Here is a 19,661-nt window from a genome sequence, read left to right as displayed (position 1 = left end):
AGAAATCAAGCGGCGAACCGAGGTCGTCGGCATCTTTCCAAACGACAATGCCATCGTGCGCCTCGTCGGTGCGTTGCTGCTCGAGCAAAATGATGAGTGGGCGGTCCAGCGATCCAGATACCTGTCTCTTGAGACAATCGCCGCAATGAGCGATGATCCGCTCATCAGCCTGCCCGCTGCGGCAAGCTGATCCGGCACAGTCCGGAAGGCACGGCGATCGCATAAGCTACACCACCTCTCGGGACATCATCCTCCCGTTATGTCCCTGAAGAACTTTGGCCGATGGTGGGGGATACTACACATGCATATTGAAGACCGTATGATCGCCCGCGCTCGCCATCTTCAGACTCCGCTTCCGCGACTGCAAGAACTGGCACCGCGCCTCCTGGGAATGCTTCCAAATACGATTGGTGCATGCACCGAGCGCCTCTCCGCCACTCGGCAGGAAATCGAGGACACAGCCGAATTCTTGCTCGACCAGGTCGCCGACCGTGGCGGCTGGACGTATATCGAGCCAATCTTCGGCGACCTCTCGCCATCCATCATCACGTTAGAGATGCTTGACGGCTGGTATGCTCGGCTTGTCCAGAAGAAGGGTATTGGTGAAGCCGGTCGCGCCATGAAGATCTGGCGCGCGCTCTACAACGTCATGGCAGCGATGAAGCTTTGCCCCGCAGGGCAAGATCCGTCGCTCGCAATCCGGAAGACGGCCGTTCCCGGTCGAACAGAAACCTCGACCGAGGGCGAAGCGGTGCGGCTAGTCAAGACGGCATGGCGGGAGGGATACCATGGCCTCGCCTGCATCATTGCAGTTGCATGGGATACCTCGTTTTCGCCAATCGACGTTCGAACCCTCACTCCGGACCACGCCGTTCTGATTGGCAACGATTGGGGATTCGCTATTAGGCGCGGCAAGACGAACGAAGCCGCGTACGGGATACTCTCACGCCGGACTCGCCGCCTGGTCGAGACCTATCTCAACCAACTGGACTACGAGCTACACGACTCAGCGCCGATGTTCAGGACGAAGGGGCACGTGCCGACCGAAAAAGGCGGCAGGCCGCGGATTGGTGTGCCCTACGAAAAGAACACCCTTGCCACTGACTTTCGGACGATTCGCACGATTGTGTTCGGCAAGGATGAAACGCGTCGCCTGATGGACATGCGACGGACAGGTGCAGTTGAGGCAAACGCGGGCGGCGCACCTGTTGAGCACATTGCCGCGAAGATGGGGAACAGCATCGATCAGAACAAAACGCTGCAGAAGACATACATGCCGGTCAGCACTGCGGCCGTTCGATCTGCAGAAGAAGCTCGCAGAATCGGGCGCAAGAAGCTGGAATCCGAACAGAACGAGATCAGAAAGTTGAAACTCGTTGGAGGAAAAAGTTGAAACTTATGGGAGGCAGTCAGGCTAAACGCCTGATTTTAATGGCGCGAGTGACGGGGCTCGAACCCGCGACCTCCGGCGTGACAGGCCGGCACTCTAACCGACTGAGCTACACCCGCGCATTCAACGTTCGCTTTGGCAGTGCGCCGCGGCGCGTCGTTGTTGGCGCTGAATTATGCGGTTCGCGCTCCGGTGTCAAGCGCAGTTGATCGCTTTCCCCACAACCCCAACATTCGGATTTTAAACGAATAACGGAAGCGGCGAAATGAGGAGAAGATGGATTGGATAAGGAGAGAAAATGGCGCGAGTGACGGGGCTCGAACCCGCGACCTCCGGCGTGACAGGCCGGCACTCTAACCGACTGAGCTACACCCGCGCATTCAACGTTGCTTCGGCATGGCGCCGCCGCGTGTCGTTGTGGGCGCTGAATTAGGCGGTTCGCTGACCTGTGTCAAGCGCGCCTCGCCGCATTTTCAACTTTCCGCGAGTTCTTTTTCACACCGTCTTCTCCGCGTCCCGACGAAGCATTTCGCAACGCGCGTTCACGGCTAAATTTCGCTTGCAGAACAGGACGTGAGCCCTTAAAGGTCCGCGCCTGAGGGCGATTAGCTCAGTTGGTAGAGCGCCTCGTTTACACCGAGGATGTCGGGAGTTCGAGTCTCTCATCGCCCACCATTCCAGCCTCTCTATCCACGCATAGATTCTACACCGGCCGTTCGCGGACGCAGAAGCAGGGCTCGTGCCCTCACCGCAGGTTACGGAGATGAGGGAGAGCCTCACCTCCCATTGCCGTGACCGCTACAAGACCGGAATCAGCAGGGCATGCCCGCGGTTCCGCGGACGTTTCGCGGCGCTCGGTATTCCGGTGATGTTCCCGAATCGAGCGCCGTGTGAAGCTTCGGAGGATGCCGTGCCCGGCTCAGTTACTCAGGCTCTGAATGTAGGCAAGGATTTCTGTGATCTGTTCGGGCGTGGCGACGAACTGCGGCATGTCAGGATGGCCGGTCGAAATACCTTCGGCAAATGCCTCTTCCAACGCCGTAAGCGGATAACGCTCGTGGAGCTGGCGGAAGGGCGGTGCATCGGGATGTGGGCTGTCGCCCGAGCGTTCGATCGAATGGCAACGGGCACAGTTGGCCTCAACAAGGGCCCGGCCGTCATCAATCTCGTTCGCGACAGCGGCGGCTGCGCCCAAACCTAACAAAAAAGCGACCGCAGGGGTCAGGAACAAAACCTTCCGCATCTTGCCTCTCCAGCTTCGGGGACACAATTCTCACCCCGGGCAATTCCTACACTCACGATGTGCCGACTATGCACGGTCATCTCGGCTCTACCACGCTCCGCAACCGGTCGCGAAGCTCAGTCAGCACAATCCGGCACGTGCCGCGAGTTGCAGCCTCACCGGTACAACTTCCTCCTCGCGAACAAACCGGAAAAGCCCGCCGGCACCTTGCCGGCAGGGCTTCACCTTCGCCGCCGAGGCGCATGATCAAAATTCGCGGCCGATCAGCCGGTCGAGCGAAATCTTGCCGCCGCCGAAGGCTGCGATCAGCGCAGCGCCCGTGGCCCAGAAGGTCGAGTTGAACTCGGCCTTGCTCTGCACCTGGTGCAGGAAGGCGTGGCCACCGTCAGCCAGCAGACGTGCCTGGCCCTGCGCGGTCAGGTACTCCGTGTTGGCCTTCAGGAACTCGATGCCTTCAGGCGTCAGGAAGGCGTCGCCATAAGGGCGCGTGACGTGGAACCAGATGGTGATGGCGAGCATCACCGCATTGGCGAGCGCGATCGGGCGGGTCAGGAGCCCGAGCACGATCATCGCGCCACCCACGAACTGCATCACCGCCAGAAGCGGCGAGAAGAACCAGCCCGCCGGCCAGCCCAGCACGTTCTCCACAAAACCCACCTGCGCAAACGGCGCGGTGATCTTCGGCCAGCCTTCCACCATCAGGAGCCCGCCAATGATCACGCGGAAGATCGCCCAGCCGACCGGCTGCGCGAAGCAGTGATAGAACGGCGCCATGAACGGCAGGATCAGCCGCTCGCGCGGGCTCGAAGTCATCTCTTGCATCAGAATTCTCTCCTCTCGTGCGGGGGCGATTGTCGCCCGAAACCTTCTCCGGCAGGTCAGCCGGTCGGCATCTTCCGCTAGGTAAAATTTGACGGCACACGAAGAATTGAGGTGGATCAAAGCGTTGCGGAATTGCTTTGACGGGGGCGAATCGCGACTTGGCGGAAGCTGCACGGGATACCTCAAGGCAGCGCCACCGACTTATCCCCCTCCTCTCTCCCAAACCTACAGTTCCGGCGTCGAGCAAACAGAAAGGAGCTCAGGATGCAGGACAGTTACGCAAGGCTTTCTCCGGGTCTCGAATCGCCGGCGGCCACCGGCTTCACCGTCACGCCGGCCGATGACGACMACCTGCCGGCGATCACCCGTGCGCTCTATGTCGGCGACGGCGGTGACCTCGCCGTTGAAATGAGCGACGGCACCGCCCTCATCTTCAAGGATGTTCCGACTGGTACGATCCTGCCGCTGCGGGTGCGCAAGGTGCTCGAAGCCTCCACCGCCGCCTATATCGTGGGGCTGTGCTGATGGGCGCGACGGGGCTGCATCTTGGCAGCATCTCGCCCGGCCGCGGCGCGCGGCCGCTCGGCACGCCCTGGTGGGCGCGGCGGGCGATTCTCGATGCCGTTTTCGCGAGAATCGCTTCCGCTTCGGTGGGAAGACCTTAACCGATCAGGCGGATTTTCTGGCTGCGGCTGGCGGCGTCGAAGGAGGCGGCAGCGTGCTTTTCGGCCCCTACGTCGTACCGAAAGCGCCCGAGCTGATCGCCAACGGCGAGTTCTCGGCAGCCGGCCTTGCAGGCTGGACGCCGGTGCTCAACGGTTCGTCCTCTGCAGGAAGCGTCGGAGCCGCGGCCCAGCTGACGTCGGACGGCAGCAGCGGACTTGGCGGTGGCGGGGCCGGCATCACCCAGCCGCTCGCAACCAGCGAGCACCGTGCCTACCGCGCGACCTATACTGTCAGCGACGCGACCTGCAATTTCCGCATTGGCGGAACCTCCGCAACCGCTGCCGGCCCCGCCGGCGGCACCCGCAGCCCCGGAAGCTATGTCGACACTTTTTCGGCACGCGCAGGCACGTCCCACTTCTACGCCTTCCGCGGTCCCACGGGGTCAACGCGCGTAAGCAATGTCAGCGTCCGCCCCTGCCTGCCGCTGAAGGGCATGGGCGACGGCGGGCTGACGGTCGAGATCGTAGCTGAAGCGCCCGCCTCGACCGCCACTCGACAGGTGCTGTGGTCGTGCGGCCACCTGATGACAGCGGATCCCGGCGACGAGATCCAGATCGTCTGTCAGGCGGGCGGCGAACTGCATGTCGAGTCGCGGGCAGCCACACACCTCCAGGCGTCGCTCAACCTCGGCGAACTCGAGCCGGGAGCGCCAATCGTGGTGCGGGTGGGGTTTGCGCAGGAAGCCTTCTTCGCGCAGCTCAACGACGGGGTAACCGTCTCGCACAACAGCGGCGTGCTGGTGGGGCTCGCTGTGATGCGGCTCGGGAGCAACCTTGCCGGCGAAAGCTGGGGCGGCGAGATCCACCGCCTCACCGTCTATGGCGAAGGCGGCGCGGAGACGTTTTATGGCCTCGTCCGCAACCTGATCCGCTGCGAGGGCGACGCCGTCCTCGCGGGAGCATCGGCTGCAGCAGCAATCGCAACTGTGGCCCGCCGCACGACGATCTCGACGGCGGAGGACGGCTCGACCGCGGCGAACATCGGCGAGAGGATTCGGGCCTCGGCCAACGCCCATCTGCGCCCTCGGACGACCGTCATCTGGCAGGCGGCTGCCGAGGCGCAATCGGTGCCGGAGGTGGAGGACTGGTGCGACGCGCTCGGGGCAGCGGTGGCCGAACTCGGCCATCGCCGCTTCGTGGTGATTCCGGCGCTGGTCGATGCAGGCGAGACGGAACTCGACATCGCGGATGCGACCCGCGATGCGCTTGCTGTGCGTTTCCCGCAGAACCTGCTCGACTGGCGCGATCATCTCGAACTCGACGCGAACGGCGTTCCGGTCCAGGTGATGTTCGAGGATCCGGAAAGTGGCAACCTGCGCCTGTCGGAGGCGGCGACCGACCTGATGGCGTCCGCCATCGCAGGCTTCATCCACGCCAAGGGCTGGTAAGGCTGACACGCCCCGGGGAGGCGGCGGTTTCCGCCGCCTCCTAAACCTCCTCCCGTATGCTGCGCAGAAATGCCTCCCGCGCGGGCGCGTTGCGGGTCGCCCTCGCCTCGACAGCAAGCATCACCGACCGCCGCCGCGCCTGCATCTGCCCGACATCCTGCGAAAGCCTGATGATCGTCTCGACCAGCTCGCCATATTCACCGCCGTCGCGGCCAAGCAGCATGCCGTCGGCTGGATCGATTATAGCGGCGATGCAGCCGCGGTTGCTGGCAGCAACTGGAATACCGCGTCGCTGCGCCTCAAGGATGACCAGCGGCTCCGCCTCATTCGGATATGCGGTGGGAAATACCAGCATGTCGATTTCGTCGAAAAAGCGGTCCCGGTCGGCACCGTAGACCGGGCCTTGAATGCGCACGTCACTGAGTTCCTCGGCGCGCCTTCGCAACTCCGGCTCGATGCTGCATTCGGTGACCGGGCCGGCGATCAGCGCTTCGACGTTCGAGCCGCGCGCGCGGAGCGCCGCGACGATGTCGAGAAAACCAAAGATTCCTTTGTTGCGGGTGATGTTGGCGATGAAGCCGATCCGACGCAGCGGCCGATCCCGGAGCTCGACAGGACTGGGAGGCGGCCAGAAGGCCTCGTTAGAGACGACCCTGACATTGCGGATTCTCGGATAACGCTCTGCCAGAAGCGCGCCCATCCGCTCGCAGAGCACATGGTGCACCTGCCGTTCTCCGGCGACTGCGACGATCATTGCAAACAGACGGAACCGCCAGTCGGAATAGGTGAAGTTGTGGTGGTGGAAATGGATCGTCAGCCCGCGCAACCGGGCGACGATCGCCACCAGGAGGTCGTAGATCTGCCCCCAGCCGCCCGCGAGCGACAGGTACACGGTGAGCGGCTTGGGGGAGATCGCGACGTTCCAGCAGGCGCGAAGGTAGCGACAGATGCGCGACAGATGATAGCCGGCCACCCCGCCATGGGCGGAGGGCGATGTCGTGAAGGCGCGGACCTGCAGCCCCTCGTTCTCGAGCAGGCGCAGGACATCGAGCGTCATCGAGGAGGCGCCGTTCACCGGTGGTGGCAGAGGGCCGATCACGAGGATCATGCGGTTACTCGGAGAAGTCCGGAGAAGATCGCGAAATAAGCGTCCCCGATTTGTTGGGCTGCCATGCCAGTAAGTCTCTCTCGCGCCGACTCGAGATGATCCGTCGCCTCCGGATCGCCCAGAATCGCCTCGATGCCCGTCGCGACTAACTCCGGATCATGCCGCTCGCGGATGAGATGCGGATAGTCCGGCCCAAGGACATCAATGTGTTCTGGAATGGCCGAAGCCAGCACCGGCCTATTCTCCGCAACAGCTTCCAGCATCACGTTCGGAGTCCCCTCGTGGTTGCTCATCGTCACAACGACCCGGCTTTCCCGGATGAAGGACTGCACATCGCGCCGGAAGCCGGCCAGTTCGAACCTGTCGGCAACTCCTCCCTCCTGAATTATCTTCGCCACTTCAGTCTGCAGGCTCCCCTTCCCTACGAAAGCAAAGCGCAATTCCGGACGCCGCCGCGCCAGCAGGGCGAAAGCCTGCGCGACCACGAGTACGTTCTTCTGCGGCTCCAGACGACCGACGTGGATCACATCGAACCGCTTCGGCTGCCCACGCGCCGCGAGCAGGACCTTAGGGACGATGTTGCCGACTAGATGTCGCGGCACCTGCGGCGCCCAGCGCTGCCACAACGCATCCCCGGCGCGCGAATTGCTGACGATGAGGTCTGCGTGCCGTCCTGCAAAGCGCCGCAGCAAAAAGCGCAGGTCGGGCGGATAGAACGAATCGCGCTCCGTCATCACCCAGCGGATATGCGGCAAGAGCTTGCGGATCGCGAAGGCGTAGATGTCGCAAGCTGGCAGCCACGAAACAAGAATGTGCGGCCGGAGACGCCTGACGAGGCGCCATGCGCGAAAGATGTTGGCCGGGTTCCAGTTGGAGCGGGCCGGGATCGTATGGACGGCCAGACGCTCGGTTCGAAGCAACCCGTCATGGACTTCGTCCGGGTGGAAACGGATGAGGTGCAGGTCTAGACCAGCCCGCGTCTGCAGCTCGTTGAGGAGCAGAATACACTGCTTCTGCGCCCCGCCATCGCCGAAGCCGGGGATGATGAAGCAGATGCGCATCAGCCAGATCCGACGGTTTGATACGCCGGGTGCGGGATCGGCTGTGGCGCCATCCAGCGAGCGAGCAGCATGAGCGCGCAGCTCCACACGAGGATCCGCACCGGGAAGTCGGCCGCGTAACGTGGCAGCTCGGCAAACAGCGCCAGAGTCAGGAGATAGGTGACGATCTTCCTCGTCGAGAACGGATCGGCGATGACGCGGTTCTGCGCCCAGCCAGCGGTGCGGCCAAGCAGGAACATCACCATCGGCACGCCGAAAACGCCGAAGTCGACATAGATGTCGGCAATCAGGCTCGTGCCGACATTCCAGCCTGCATTGGCCGGCAGCATCACCCGCGTCAGGTAGTCAGCACTGGTCAGAATCAGGTCATGCCCGGCTACCGCCAGCCCACGCACGAATGGCACCACGCCCGCAAAGCCATAGAGCTTATAGAGTCCCAGTGCAAAACCCTCCTCCGCCGGCACGGTCGCCAGCGCGGCTCGAACGGTGATGGCGCTGATGTTGAAGCTCGTTTCGCCAGAGTGGTCGCTGACAGTGGCAAGGTCCGCCAATCCCCACTCGTCCTCCCCGCGCAGCGTCTCAACCCGATCATAGACATGCAGCGACAGCAGCAGGGCTGCGAGGATCGTCAGGCGACCGATTCGGAAGCGAAAGGTGGCGAGCCCGCCGCCCAGCACGATCAGCAACAGCAGCGCTGCGTTACGGTCGCCCAAGCTGAGCAATCGCACGCCCCAGACGATGGCAAGCAGCGCCGAGCACCATTCGGCGAACCCCGGCCGCTCCCGCCGCGCCAGTCGCGCAACGACGAGCGCCAGCGCCATCATCGACAGCATGGTGACGAGCAACGAAGCACCCTCGGCCAGCACACCGCCGAAGCTCGTGCCAGTGTACCTGCCCTCGCCTTCAGCGCGCCAGCCGGCGAGAAGGTAGACCGACATCAGCCCAACGAGCCCGACGAGGACGAGCTGCGGCAGCAAGGCGATGTTGCGGTTGTCGGCGACAGGAGGAGGACCGACGAGATATGCCCGCTTCCACCTGAATCCGAACGAGAACGCGACGATACCTGCCGTCGAAAGCAGGATCGCGCGGCTCGCTTCCTCCGGAAAGGTTTTCGGGACGAAACGGCTTGCGCCGGCATCGACAAGGCCGAGCAACGCCTGCTGGTACGACAGGTAGTAGACGAAGAAGCAAAAAATGAGGAACAGCAGCTCGATCGTCACGAAGCTCGGCACATGCGGCGCGATGTCTAACGGCCGCCAGACGGCAGAAAGGAGCAGAAGGTAGAAGATCGCGAGGCATGAAGCGGAGATACCCGTATCCTCGCCGTCGGCGACGAGGAAGAATGCAACGACGAGGCCCACAATGACGGACAAGAACACCGTCGCCACCGCTGGCGAGATATGGCGGAACGCAACCATCAGCCGCCGCTCCTTGCAAAAGGGAACAACTCGCTGACCAGAACCCGCGTATCGGCTGACAAGATGAACCACCAGCTGAAGGCGGCAAGTACGGGAACAACAACCGCTCCGAGCGCAAGGTAATACGGGGCGGCATGCAGAAATTCTCCGGCTACAAGTCCCGCAACGAGGGTGACAGCTGTCAACTTCGCCTTGTTGCCGATCATGATCCAAGCGGAAGCGTCGATGGAACGACGCGACAGCCGGGAGATCCGAAGCGAGAGGAACAGCCGTCCCGCGATGAGCCCCGCGAACATTCCGGCGATGCTGCCGCTCAGCCACCAGACGATGGTTGCCATCGCGATTCCGGCACATGAGCCCACAAGCGCGAGGCGGCTTCTGGCGCGCATGGCGAGAGCCGCATCCTGAAGCTGCGCATGCCAGCGCAGATGTGCGATTTGGATCGCGGAGGCGACGATCAGCGCGTTCACGAGGCTGCCCAAATACTGCGCCTCTCCGGCCCATCGCCCGACAAAAGCATCATTGAATGCGAGGATCGCCGCACCGGACAAGGCAACTATCGCGAAGTTTATCTCCCCGGTCGCCCGGATCAGACGCGCCGCTTCTGCGCCCTCACCGCGCGCAAGCGCCCGCCCGAGTCGTGGCATGAAGGCACTGGTGGTCAGCAATATGAGCTGAGGAACGAACTGCGCCGCAAAGCCGGTGAAGACGTACTGGCTGACCGCCCCTGCACCGACCAGCACGCTGACGAGAAGCAGTTCGCTCGATAGCAGCAGCTTCTGGACGTATGACCAGACCAGCGTCGCGGCTCCGAGCCTCGCAACATGGCGCGCTTCGGTGCTGATTGATTGCGCAACGCCCCACCACGGCAGGCGCCAGCGGGCAGCAAGGATCGTGGCAACGAGCTGAAGCAAGGTCACGGCGAGGGCTGCACCTGCCATGCCGATCAGGCTGAGCCCGGCCTGTGCGGCGGCAATGACGGCTGTGCTGGAGAGGATGACCGATGCGGTCGTCACACTGACTGCTAGCCAGGACTTGTTCTCGCCGACGAGAGCCGCCGCCGGGAGGGCAGCGATCCCTACGAGAATGGAACTTGCACAAAGGATGAGGCAGAGCGCAGTAAGCTCTGCGCCGCCGGCATCCCCATCTTCGATGATGGGCGGAAGCAACCAGGCAAGGACCGCCGACAGTACAACCACCGGCGGGAGCCAATGCAACCAGACCCGCAGCGCGGCGCCCACGAGCCGCCGTTTCTCGGCACCATCGCCACGGCAGTTCGCGACCAGCCATTTCAGCGCCTGCGGCGGGCCGCCGTCACAGGAAAGGACGAGCTCGACGATCCGCTGAGACGCCTTCCATATGCCGAAGCCGCTGGTGCCGAGAGCTCCCAGCAACAGTGGATTGATGATCAGCCCCGCGAGGGCGGCGACGATGAAGTTGAGATAGTTGGCGGCGAGGTTGAGCCGAGTTTCCACGTTTCGCGCGCGGGGAGCAGTGGCGATTTCCGCTACTTCGGCGCGCGCGTTCATGGCTCACTCCGCTGCCGCCGGGACCGGCGCTTCCTTCGCCGCGCCCTGCCCCAAAAGCTTATCGAACTCGGCAAGCTGTCGCGACAGGATCTGTTCGCGCGACCAGTTTTGCTCGGCACGCCTTCGCGCGGCGACCGACATGCGGGCATGAAGGGTGGGATCATCGATGAGCCGCTCGAGAGCATCGGCCAGCGCGGTGGCGTCGCCCGGTGGGGTGGCAAGGCCGCAGCCTTCGATCTCCAGCGCGATGCCGGTGCCCGGCGCAACTGTCGCGACAATCGGCCTGCCAGACGCCAGCATGTTGCCGAGCTTCGACGGCAGGACGAGGTCGGCGGCGGCGGCCAGTTGAGGCAACAGGTGGATCCTCGCTAGGCCGAGCAGTTCGCCAAGCTCAGCCTCTGGCTGCAGGTCACGAAATACGAGGTTCGGCATATCCGCCGCCAGCCGCTCCAGCGCAGCCCTGCTCGGCCCGTTGCCGCAGATGACGAAGGTGAGGTCAGTCCGATGCCGCAGCCGCCGCGCGGCCTGCAGCACGATCTCCAGCCCCTGCTTCTTGGCGATGTTGCCGGAATAGAGCGCGACGTGCGGCGTCCCGATCTTCCATCGATCACGGTAGAAAGACGGTCGTGCCAATGGCCTCACCGCTTCAATGTCGATGCCGTTCGGAAACTCGACCAGCCGTTCAGGCGGAGCACCGATCGCGCAGGTACGCTGGCACATCGGCCGTGAGACCGAGCTGACCCGGTCGRACGAGCCGATAACCAGTTTCTCGAACCGCTTTGCCACCCGCGCAAGGAGGCCCGAGCCATGCAGCAGGCCGGTGGCAAAGGCGGCATCGACCTCGAGGTCATGCACGTGCAGCCAGCTTCGCGCGCCGGAGATCAGCGCGGCAAGGCGCGCCACAGGCGCCGCGATCAACGATGGCGCGGTGGTGAAGACAATGTCCGGCCGCATCCGCAATGCCATAAACAGCGTCGGAGCCACCACGCTGAGGGCAAAGCTGACATAATGGACCATGCGGCGGCTGCCGCTCGGATTCTTCGGCACGTAGAGCGGGCAACGGATCACACGCACGCCGTCTTCGATCGACGCCGAATAGCGCTGCCGGAAGCCGGGGGCGATGCGCCACTGCGGATAGTATGGCTGCGCGCAAACGACCGTGACCTCGTGGCCAGCCTTGGCGAGCCAGCGCGCCATGTCGGAAGTATAGCGGCCGGCACCCACCGGCTCGGGCGCGTAGTTGAGGGCAAGGACAAGAAGCTTCATGCAGCCTCCTCCCCGGCGTGATGCTGCAGATACCAGCGATAGGTCGCAGCGATGCCGTCGCGGAGGCCGATGCGGGGTTTCCACCCCATCCCGCGCAAACGGCTGCAGTCCAGCAGCTTGCGCGGAGTACCGTCTGGCCGGGCGAGATCATTGGTGATCCTGCCGCAATATCCGACGATGTCGCAGACCATCCGCGCCAGTTCGAGGATCGATACCTCCTCGCCGGTGCCGACATTGACCACCGCATGCTCGCGATTGTGCTTTAGCAGGTGGACGAGCGCGTCGGCGCAGTGATCGACATACATGAACTCGCGCAGCGGCGTGCCACTGCCCCAAAGTACCAGTTCGGGTGCACCAGATATTCGCGCTTCATGCGCCTTGGCGATCAGGGCGCCGAGCACATGGCTGCGCTCCGGGTGAAAGCAGTCGCCAGGTCCGTAAAGGTTGGTCGGAGTTGCGGCGAAATAGTCGCGGCCATGCTGGTGCCGATAGGCTTGGGCAAGTTGTACGCCAGCGATCTTAGCGATCGCGTATGCCTCGTTGGTCGGCTCGAGCGAGCCGGAAAGAAGAGCCTCTTCCCGGATCGGCTGTTCGGCAAACTTGGGGTAGCCGCAGCTCGAAGAGAGATAAAGCAGCCGCGGAACCGCAGCCGCATGTGCGGCTGTGATGATATTCGTGGCGATCAGCAGATTGTCGTTGATGAAGTCGGCGGGGCGGCTGGCATTCGCGGCTATGCCGCCGACAGTTCCGGCTGCGACGACGATAATGTCCGGCCGCGCGCCAGCGATAAAACCCTCCACCTCGCGCTGACGGCGGAGGTCGAGCTGTTCGCGGCCGACGGACAGGATCTCGCAATCCTCCGTCGCCAGCCGCCGGACGATCGCACTGCCGACCATTCCGCGATGACCAGCCACCCAGATACGTCTGCCCAGCGTATGCATCGCTCAGCTCCACCGCGCGGCTGGCGCGCCGCCCACCAGAGCGATGTCAGCCTGCACCATCTCACGGATGAGATCGTGCAGGCCGGTCCGGTGCTCCCAGCCAAGTTGCTGTCTTGCCTTGCTGGCATCGCCGACGACGATGTCGACCTCCGTCGGCCTGAAGCAGCGCGGATCAACCGCGATGCGGCAGGCACCGGAGGCCCGGTCATAGGCCTTCTCGTTGAGCCCCTCGCCCCACCATTCGAGATCGATGCCGGCCTCGGCGAAGGCAAGCGTCGCGAATTCCCGCACCGTCGCCGCAACACCGGTTGCGAGCACGTAGTCGCCCGGATCGTCCTGCTGCAGCATCAGCCACATGCCCTGGACGTAGTCGCGCGCGTGTCCCCAGTCGCGTCGCGCATCGAGATTTCCTAGCTGCAGCCGCTCCTGCCTGCCCTTGCTGATTGCCGCAGCCGCCAGCGTGATCTTGCGCGAGACGAAGGTTTCCTCGCGCAGCGGGCTTTCGTGATTGAACAGGATGCCGTTCGATGCGTGCAGGCCATAGGCCTCGCGATAGTTCACTACCGTCCAGTAGGCGTAGAGTTTTGCGGCCGCGTAAGGAGAGCGCGGGCGAAACGGCGTCGTCTCGCGCTGCGGGATTTCAGTGGCATCGCCATAAAGCTCTGAGGTCGATGCCTGGTAGAACCGGCATTTCTTTTCGAGACCGAGAATCCGGATTGCCTCCAACAGTCTCAGCGCACCCAGCGCATCCGCATTGGCCGTATACTCCGGCGTGTCGAAGGAGACGTGGACGTGGCTCTGCGCAGCGAGATTGTAGATCTCGTCCGGGCGGCATTCGGTGACGATGCGGATGAGGTTCGTCGCATCCGTCATATCGCCATAGTGGAGGACGAAGCGGTCTTCGGCTTCATAGGCGGCGAGCAGCGCCTCGATGCGACTGGTGTTTCGGGTTGAGGCGCGGCGGCGCAGACCGTGCACCACATAGCCCTTGTCGAGCAGGAGGCGGGCGAGCAACGCCCCGTCCTGACCAGTCACTCCGGTTATCAACGCAGTCCTAGACACGAACTCCCCCGTCCGCACGATCCCCGAGCATGCGTATGCTGTCAGTCTAGGTGCGCCTGTACTCCCTGAACCACTCGACGAACTCGCGCACCGTTTCGTCGATCGTTGTCTTCGGAACGTAACCCGTCAGCGCCTGAAGCAGCGCCGGGTCAGCATAGGTCTCGACCACGTCACCCTTCTGCATCGGCAGCATGATCTTCTGTGCATCTTTGCCGAGGTGGCGCTCGATGGTCTCGACGAATTCGAGCAGCGGTACCGGCTCGCCTCCACCGATGTTCACCGCGCGCCAGGGCGCAACTGTCGAGAGGGAATCGCGGCCATTCGGCACTGCAACCGGCTTGCCCTCCTCCGGCACGGCGTCGGCAAGCCGCAAAATTCCCTCGACGAGATCGCCGACAAATGTCGCGGCGCGGCGCATGCGGCCCATGCCGTAGATCTCGATCGGTTCGCCGCGCTCGATGAGATCGACGAACTTGTAGAGCGCCATGTCGGGCCGGCCCCACGACCCGTAGACGGTGAAGAAGCGGAAGCAGGTCGTCGGGATCTTCCACAGATGAGCGTAGGAATGGCTCATCGCCTCGCACGCCTTCTTGGTGGCGGCGTAGAGCGAGACCGGAAAGTCGGTTCGCTCGGCCTCGGCAAACGGAACCTCTTCATTGCCGCCATAGACCGAAGACGTAGAGGCAATGAGCAGATGCCGAGGCTGATGCGCGCGCGCGGCCTCGAGCAGGTTGAACGTACCGACGACGTTTGCAGAGATATAGAGGTCCGGATGCTCCAGCCCGTAGCGCACACCCGCCTGCGCGGCGAGATGCACCACCACCTCAGGCTGGAAGCTTTCGTACGCCTCGTCGAGTGCTGCCTTGTCCTCCAGCATCGCCTCGACGAAGCGGTAGTTCTGGCTTTCGCACAGGATCGCATTGCGCGCCTGCTTGAGTGAGACGTCGTAGTACGGCGTCATCCCGTCGAAGCCGAGCACCTCGTGCCTCTCGCCCAGGAGCCGGCGGGTCAGGTGAAACCCGATGAAACCAGCCGATCCTGTGACGAGAAACTTCATTCGGCAGCTTCCCTGTGCGGTACGGCGATATCGTCGTGGCGGCGGCCGACGCTGGTGTAGTGCAGGCCTGCGCGGAGCGCCTCATCCGGCCGGTAGATGTTGCGCAGGTCGACCAGCCGCGGCGTGTTCATGGTCGAGGCGATCCGCGCCAGATCGAGCGAGCGGAACTGATTCCACTCGGTGACGATCACCAGGCAGTCGGCACCAGCCGCGACGTCGTAAGCGTCCCGGCCAAACTCGACGCCCTCGATCATCGTCTTCGCAGCCTCCATGCCCTCAGGGTCGTAGGCGCGCACCCGCGCGCCATGGTCGAGCAGCGTCTGGATGATCGCGAGCGACGGCGCATCGCGCATGTCGTCGGTGTTCGGCTTGAAGGTGAGGCCAAGGATACCGATGGTGCGGTCCCGGACATTGCCGCCGCAGGCCGCGATCACCTTGCGACCCATGGCGCGCTTGCGGTTGTCGTTGACCGATACGGTCGCCTCCACGAGGCGGAGCGGAACGTCATAGTCCTGCCCGGTCTTGAGCAGCGCCAGCGTGTCCTTTGGAAAACAGCTGCCGCCATAGCCCGGGCCGGCATGCAGGAATTTCGAGCCGATGCGCTTGTCGAGGCCGATGCCACGCGCCACCGCCTGCACATCCGCGCCAACCTTTTCGCAGAGGTCGGCAATCTCGTTGATGAAGGTGATCTTCATCGCCAGGAACGCGTTCGCCGCGTACTTGATGAGCTCGGCGGTGCGCCGGCCGGTGAACATGACCGGGCCTTGGTTGAGGTAGAGCGGACGATATACGCTCTCCATCACCTGGCGCGCGCGTTCGTCCTCGATGCCGACGATGATGCGGTCAGGCCGCTTGAAATCCTCGATCGCAGCACCCTCGCGCAGGAACTCGGGGTTGGAGACCACTGCAAAATCGGCAGCCGGGTTGACCTTGCGAATGATGCGCTCGACCTCGTCGCCGGTTCCGACCGGAACGGTCGACTTGGTGACGACGACGGTAAAGCCCTTCATCGCGCGGCCGATCATTTCAGCGGCACTTGCCACGTATGCCAAATCGGCGTGGCCATCGCCGCGGCGGGACGGCGTGCCGACGGCGATGAAGACGACTTCGGCGTCGGCGACTGCCGAGGCCACGTCGGTCGAAAACTTCAGCCGCCCGGCTTCGGAATTTTGGGCGACGAGCGCGTCGAGGCCTGGCTCGTAGATGGGAATCTCGCCGTTCTTCAGGCGCTCGATCTTTGCCTCGTCGAGATCTACGCAGGTGACGAAATGACCGAAATCGGCAAAGCAGGCGCCACTCACCAGCCCGACATAGCCCGATCCCAAGATTGAGATACGCATTACTCTTTCTCTCCCAGGGAAAACTGCCCGTTGCTACGATGTCCCCCGACCCGCACGTCACACCCGCCCGTACGCATCGTCGAACCGGACGATGTCGTCTTCCCCCAGATAGTCCCCCAGCTGGACTTCGATCAGAACCAGTGGAACCGGTCCCGGATTGGCGAGACGATGACGGTTTCCGCTGTAGATATACGTAGACTGACGTGGCGTCAGGCAAATCTCGCGGTCACCGTTAATGACTCGTGCAACGCCGGACACAACCACCCAGTGTTCGGAACGGTGGCGGTGCGCCTGCAGGCTGAGCGCAGCCCCCGGTTTCACGTCGATCCGCTTGATCTTGTAGTGCGGTCCCTCCTCGAGCACGGTGTACGTACCCCACGGGCGGACCACCCGGCGATGCAGCTCGGCGGCCGCGTGGCCTTCGCCTTTCAATCGTGCAAACACGGAGCGCACATCCTGTGCCCGATCGCGATGGGCGACGAGCAGCGCGTCCGGCGTGTCGACGACCACCAGGTCCTCGACCCCGACCAGCCCGACGACGCGGTCGCTGCCCTGGACGAAGCAGTTGCGGGCCCCTTCCTGCGCGATGGTGCCGACCAGCCGATTGCCCCAGCCGTCAGGCTCCACCAGATCTGACATGGCGGTCCAGGATCCGACATCGGACCAGCCGCAGTCACATGGCACCAGCGCCAGACGGTCGGTCTTTTCCATCACCGCATAGTCAATCGCGATCGCGGGCGTGGCGGCGAACGGCGCCTTGGCGAGATCGATCCTCAGGCCACCCGGCGCGGTCGTTGATCTCGCCGAGGCGAGGGCTTCCCGCGCGCCCGCCAAAACCTCGGGGCACCAGCGCTCCAGCTCGCGAATCATGGTCGCGGCCGCAAAGCAGAACATGCCAGAGTTCCAGTACGCACGCCCGGTTTCAATCAGCGTTCGCGCCGACGCGATGTCAGGCTTTTCCGAGAAGCTCACCTTGCCGTCATCGGCAACCATCACATAACCAAAGCCGGTCTCCGGCCGCGTTGGCCGGATGCCGAAGGTGACGATGCGCCCTGCTGCAGCAAGCCGCGCCGCCTCCTGCACAGCCTGTCGCAGCGCTTCCTCGTCCGTTACGAGCTGGTCCGCAGGCAAGACCACCAAGACGGCATCGTCGCCATGGACCTTCGCAACATGCAGCGCAGCGAGTGCGACGGCTGCCGCCGTCTCACGCCCCTCGGCCTCGAGAAGCAGGGTATTGTGGGTAGCCGCACAATCCGCCGCCTCGTACTCCCCGACGCTGAGATGTGCGAGATCCCGATGCGTGACCGTCACGATGCAGCCGTTGTCTGCCAGCGTTACAGCCCGGCGATAGGTCCGTCGGATCAGCGTGTCACCCTGCGGCAATGTGATGAAGGGCTTTGGGAAGTTGCGGCGCGAGACCGGCCACAGCCGCGAACCGGCACCACCGGAAAGGATCACCGGGACGATCATTGGCGCGCCCTCCCCGTCCTCATCCGTTCCGGACGCATCAGGAACCCGCCGAACACCGTCTTCGTCAGGATCTTCAAGTCGAGCCGCAGCGAGAAATTCTCGATGTAGGCAAGGTCCTAGTCGATGCGCCCGCGCGCCAGCCAAGGGTCGCCCGTCGGCCCGCGCAAGCCATTGACCTGCGCCCATCCGGTGAGGCCCGGCTTCATCTGCAGCCGCTGCGCGTAATACGGGACCAACTGCCGGTAGCTCGTCCCGCCGGCACGCATGCCCGGCACATGCGGCCGCGGCCCGACGAGAGACATCTCGCCGCGAAGCACGTTGAGGAGCTGCGGCAACTCGTCGAGGCTGGTGCGCCTGAGGAAGCGTCCGATCGGCGTCAGCCGCGGATCACCGTCCGACGGCTGGCTGATGCCGGTGGCGTCACAACCATCTTCCCGCCATGTCCGGAATTTCAGAAGCCAGAAAAGCTGGCCGTTCAGCCCCTCGCGTTGCTGGCGAAACAGGATGCTGCCGCCGTCGCCAAGGCGGATCGTCGCCGCGATGCAGAGCAGCAGGGGCGACAACAGGACCAGCGCCACGACACTCACGATGATGTCGATCAGTCGCTTGGCGACCAGCCGAGCAAAAAGCGTCCGTGTTCGCTGCAGAACGAATGGCCGCCCCGCCGCCCGACTCAGGGGCAAGCCGGACTGGGACGTTGTTTGTCCGCCGATGCCACCCCGTCCCGATGTCTCTCGGCCAAAGGCCGGTCGCGGCCCGCTACTCGCAGTCACACTACGCATGTTCACCCCCGCCACCCCGCGACCGATCAGATCGCCGTGGCCCGCAAACCCGACACGCTGTATGAAGCAATTAACCGTTTCCTAAATTAACACAGATTAATTTACTTTCCAGTAATTTTTACAACCGCCGCAAGAGTTGCTTTACGCATAGGATGTAGAAGGTAGTACAAGTGAAATTTCTACTTTTAGATCAGACGCATACTGCAGCGCCACGAAAGAAGCCCCTGACTTTGCCGAAAGGATCGAGATGAGCATCGCCGGGATCCAGACACGCAATCCGGAACGCGACCGCAACACCGATCTCGCACGCCTGGAAAGGCTGACGGCGCTGCTGCGGCTGCTGCAGGCCGAGGTCGAAAGCGAGAGTGCGGGCCTTCGCCGGCGCTACAAAGAGGCCCAGGACGCTGCCGCATTCGCACTCGACGCATTCGAAAACGGCGACGGCGAGGAACTCTCCGCCACCGCTGATCAGCTCGGCGAGCGCATGCGCCGCTACCAGCATCGCGTCTCCGCTCTTGGCACCCAGAAGACCTTCCTGCAGGAGCTGGAGGAGAAGGCGGCGCAGTTCCGCGCAGGGCTCCAGATCTAGCAACGTCTAGCGGGGCGCACGGTGGGGCGCCGTGTGGGTTTGCAACGACCAGATGAAGATGCTTAATTTCACGCGGGGGTGATCTTGCGTTTGAGTCCCGGGGATGAACGACGCAACGTCACACTATGGCGAATTCGTCGTTCCGCGGCTGGTCTATCTTGTCGACGGAGATGCGACTTCGCGGGAAGAAATGGTTGTTGGCCTGTCTCGGCTCGGGCTGCAAGTCGCCGGATTTCCGAGCGCCGCCGCGCTCTATCGCGCCATAGCCGCAGCACCCGCTGACATTGTCATCCTGGAAATGGACTTGCCCGGCGAGGACGGACTGGCCGTCGCGTCGCACCTGCATTCCGGAGGATCGGTAGGTGTCATCTTCGCGACAACCCGCGCTTCGGTAGAGGACCGCGTCAAAGGACTAAAAGCCGGCGCTGACGCGTATCTCACGAAACCTGTAGACGTCGAGGAACTGGCAG

General features: G+C 63.5%; 19 protein-coding genes and 3 tRNA genes. 7 read left to right on the top strand and 15 right to left on the bottom strand.

Features of this window, described 5'->3' with window-relative positions; all coding sequences use genetic code 11:
• Both L610_RS14720 and L610_RS14715 read left to right on the top strand, forming a co-directional pair.
• Positions 1 to 190: transposase (locus L610_RS14720; RefSeq protein WP_024849735.1), on the top strand; the 190-nt coding region annotated here is incomplete at its 5' end.
• A 111-nt stretch (positions 191 to 301) separates the two neighbouring features.
• A complete protein-coding gene (locus tag L610_RS14715) occupies positions 302 to 1,393 on the top strand; it encodes a hypothetical protein (RefSeq protein ID WP_144705979.1) in 1,092 nt (363 codons plus the stop codon).
• Positions 1,394 to 1,432: 39 nt separating this feature from the next.
• Here L610_RS14715 and L610_RS14710 read toward each other — a convergent pair.
• Together L610_RS14710 and L610_RS14705 are read right to left on the bottom strand one after the other, a co-directional pair.
• Positions 1,433 to 1,509 (bottom strand) — tRNA-Asp (locus L610_RS14710).
• 180 nt (positions 1,510 to 1,689) lie between these two features.
• Positions 1,690 to 1,766, bottom strand: a tRNA-Asp gene (locus L610_RS14705).
• A gap of 223 nt (positions 1,767 to 1,989) precedes the next feature.
• Between L610_RS14705 and L610_RS14700 the strand changes: the two genes are divergently transcribed.
• Positions 1,990 to 2,065 (top strand) — tRNA-Val (locus L610_RS14700).
• A 244-nt stretch (positions 2,066 to 2,309) separates the two neighbouring features.
• Here L610_RS14700 and L610_RS14695 read toward each other — a convergent pair.
• Positions 2,310 to 2,633, bottom strand: a complete 324-nt coding sequence (locus tag L610_RS14695) for a cytochrome c (protein ID WP_024849737.1) — start codon at positions 2,631 to 2,633, stop codon at positions 2,310 to 2,312.
• A gap of 246 nt (positions 2,634 to 2,879) precedes the next feature.
• Positions 2,880 to 3,455, bottom strand: a complete 576-nt coding sequence (locus L610_RS14690) for a DoxX family protein (protein ID WP_024849738.1) — start codon at positions 3,453 to 3,455, stop codon at positions 2,880 to 2,882.
• Between the two features lie 264 nt (positions 3,456 to 3,719).
• Between L610_RS14690 and L610_RS14685 the strand changes: the two genes are divergently transcribed.
• Together L610_RS14685 and L610_RS14680 are read left to right on the top strand one after the other, a co-directional pair.
• Positions 3,720 to 3,980 (top strand): hypothetical protein, encoded by a 261-nt coding sequence (locus L610_RS14685; RefSeq protein ID WP_144705978.1) that lies wholly within the window; start codon positions 3,720 to 3,722, stop codon positions 3,978 to 3,980.
• A gap of 193 nt (positions 3,981 to 4,173) precedes the next feature.
• Positions 4,174 to 5,568 (top strand): hypothetical protein, encoded by a 1,395-nt coding sequence (locus L610_RS14680; RefSeq protein WP_144705977.1) that lies wholly within the window; start codon positions 4,174 to 4,176, stop codon positions 5,566 to 5,568.
• Positions 5,569 to 5,608: 40 nt separating this feature from the next.
• Here L610_RS14680 and L610_RS14675 read toward each other — a convergent pair whose 3' ends face one another.
• The 11 genes from L610_RS14675 to L610_RS14630 form a co-directional block, all read right to left on the bottom strand.
• Complete coding sequence (locus L610_RS14675) at positions 5,609 to 6,676, bottom strand: glycosyltransferase family 4 protein (protein WP_144705976.1); 1,068 nt, start codon at positions 6,674 to 6,676, stop codon at positions 5,609 to 5,611.
• Positions 6,673 to 7,737, bottom strand: a complete 1,065-nt coding sequence (locus L610_RS14670; protein WP_024849742.1) for a glycosyltransferase — start codon at positions 7,735 to 7,737, stop codon at positions 6,673 to 6,675. Before L610_RS14670 ends, L610_RS14675 begins: the two co-directional genes overlap by 4 nt.
• Positions 7,737 to 9,155 (bottom strand): O-antigen polysaccharide polymerase Wzy, encoded by a 1,419-nt coding sequence (gene wzy / locus L610_RS14665; RefSeq protein ID WP_186441507.1) that lies wholly within the window; start codon positions 9,153 to 9,155, stop codon positions 7,737 to 7,739. Before wzy ends, L610_RS14670 begins: the two co-directional genes overlap by 1 nt.
• A complete protein-coding gene (locus tag L610_RS20250; RefSeq protein WP_024849744.1) occupies positions 9,155 to 10,684 on the bottom strand; it encodes a hypothetical protein in 1,530 nt (509 codons plus the stop codon). The genes wzy and L610_RS20250 overlap by 1 nt, the downstream gene beginning before the upstream one ends.
• Positions 10,685 to 10,687: 3 nt before the next feature.
• The gene (locus L610_RS14660; protein WP_144705970.1) at positions 10,688 to 11,950 is read right to left on the bottom strand and encodes a WcaI family glycosyltransferase; all 1,263 of its coding nucleotides are present in this window, start codon (positions 11,948 to 11,950) and stop codon (positions 10,688 to 10,690) included.
• A complete protein-coding gene (locus L610_RS14655) occupies positions 11,947 to 12,891 on the bottom strand; it encodes a GDP-L-fucose synthase (protein ID WP_144705968.1) in 945 nt (314 codons plus the stop codon). The genes L610_RS14660 and L610_RS14655 overlap by 4 nt, the downstream gene beginning before the upstream one ends.
• A gap of 3 nt (positions 12,892 to 12,894) precedes the next feature.
• Positions 12,895 to 13,953, bottom strand: coding sequence for a GDP-mannose 4,6-dehydratase (gene gmd / locus L610_RS14650; RefSeq protein WP_144705966.1), 1,059 nt, complete (start codon positions 13,951 to 13,953; stop codon positions 12,895 to 12,897).
• 46 nt (positions 13,954 to 13,999) lie between these two features.
• Positions 14,000 to 15,010, bottom strand: a complete 1,011-nt coding sequence (locus L610_RS14645; RefSeq protein ID WP_144705964.1) for an NAD-dependent epimerase/dehydratase family protein — start codon at positions 15,008 to 15,010, stop codon at positions 14,000 to 14,002.
• The gene (locus tag L610_RS14640) at positions 15,007 to 16,350 is read right to left on the bottom strand and encodes a UDP-glucose/GDP-mannose dehydrogenase family protein (RefSeq protein ID WP_024849749.1); all 1,344 of its coding nucleotides are present in this window, start codon (positions 16,348 to 16,350) and stop codon (positions 15,007 to 15,009) included. Before L610_RS14640 ends, L610_RS14645 begins: the two co-directional genes overlap by 4 nt.
• Before the next feature lie 57 nt (positions 16,351 to 16,407).
• Positions 16,408 to 17,820 carry a mannose-1-phosphate guanylyltransferase/mannose-6-phosphate isomerase gene (locus tag L610_RS14635; RefSeq protein ID WP_024849750.1) on the bottom strand — a complete coding sequence of 471 codons (1,413 nt, stop codon included), beginning with the start codon at positions 17,818 to 17,820 and terminating at the stop codon, positions 16,408 to 16,410.
• A 116-nt stretch (positions 17,821 to 17,936) separates the two neighbouring features.
• Positions 17,937 to 18,602 (bottom strand): sugar transferase, encoded by a 666-nt coding sequence (locus L610_RS14630; RefSeq protein WP_256366554.1) that lies wholly within the window; start codon positions 18,600 to 18,602, stop codon positions 17,937 to 17,939.
• 247 nt (positions 18,603 to 18,849) lie between these two features.
• Here L610_RS14630 and L610_RS14625 point away from each other — a divergent pair, with 247 nt between their 5' ends.
• Positions 18,850 to 19,191: a hypothetical protein gene (locus tag L610_RS14625; RefSeq protein ID WP_024849752.1), complete on the top strand. Its 342-nt coding sequence runs from the start codon at positions 18,850 to 18,852 to the stop codon at positions 19,189 to 19,191.
• A gap of 103 nt (positions 19,192 to 19,294) precedes the next feature.
• On the top strand, positions 19,295 to 19,661 hold a 367-nt coding region (locus L610_RS14620; protein ID WP_144705962.1), incomplete at its 3' end, for a response regulator transcription factor.

The sequence above is a fragment of the Aminobacter sp. J44 genome (genome assembly GCF_007829415.1).
Lineage (GTDB): Bacteria > Pseudomonadota > Alphaproteobacteria > Rhizobiales > Rhizobiaceae > Aerobium.
The sequence above is the reverse complement of the archived record's forward strand: the minus strand, read 5'-3'. Positions and strand labels throughout refer to the sequence as shown.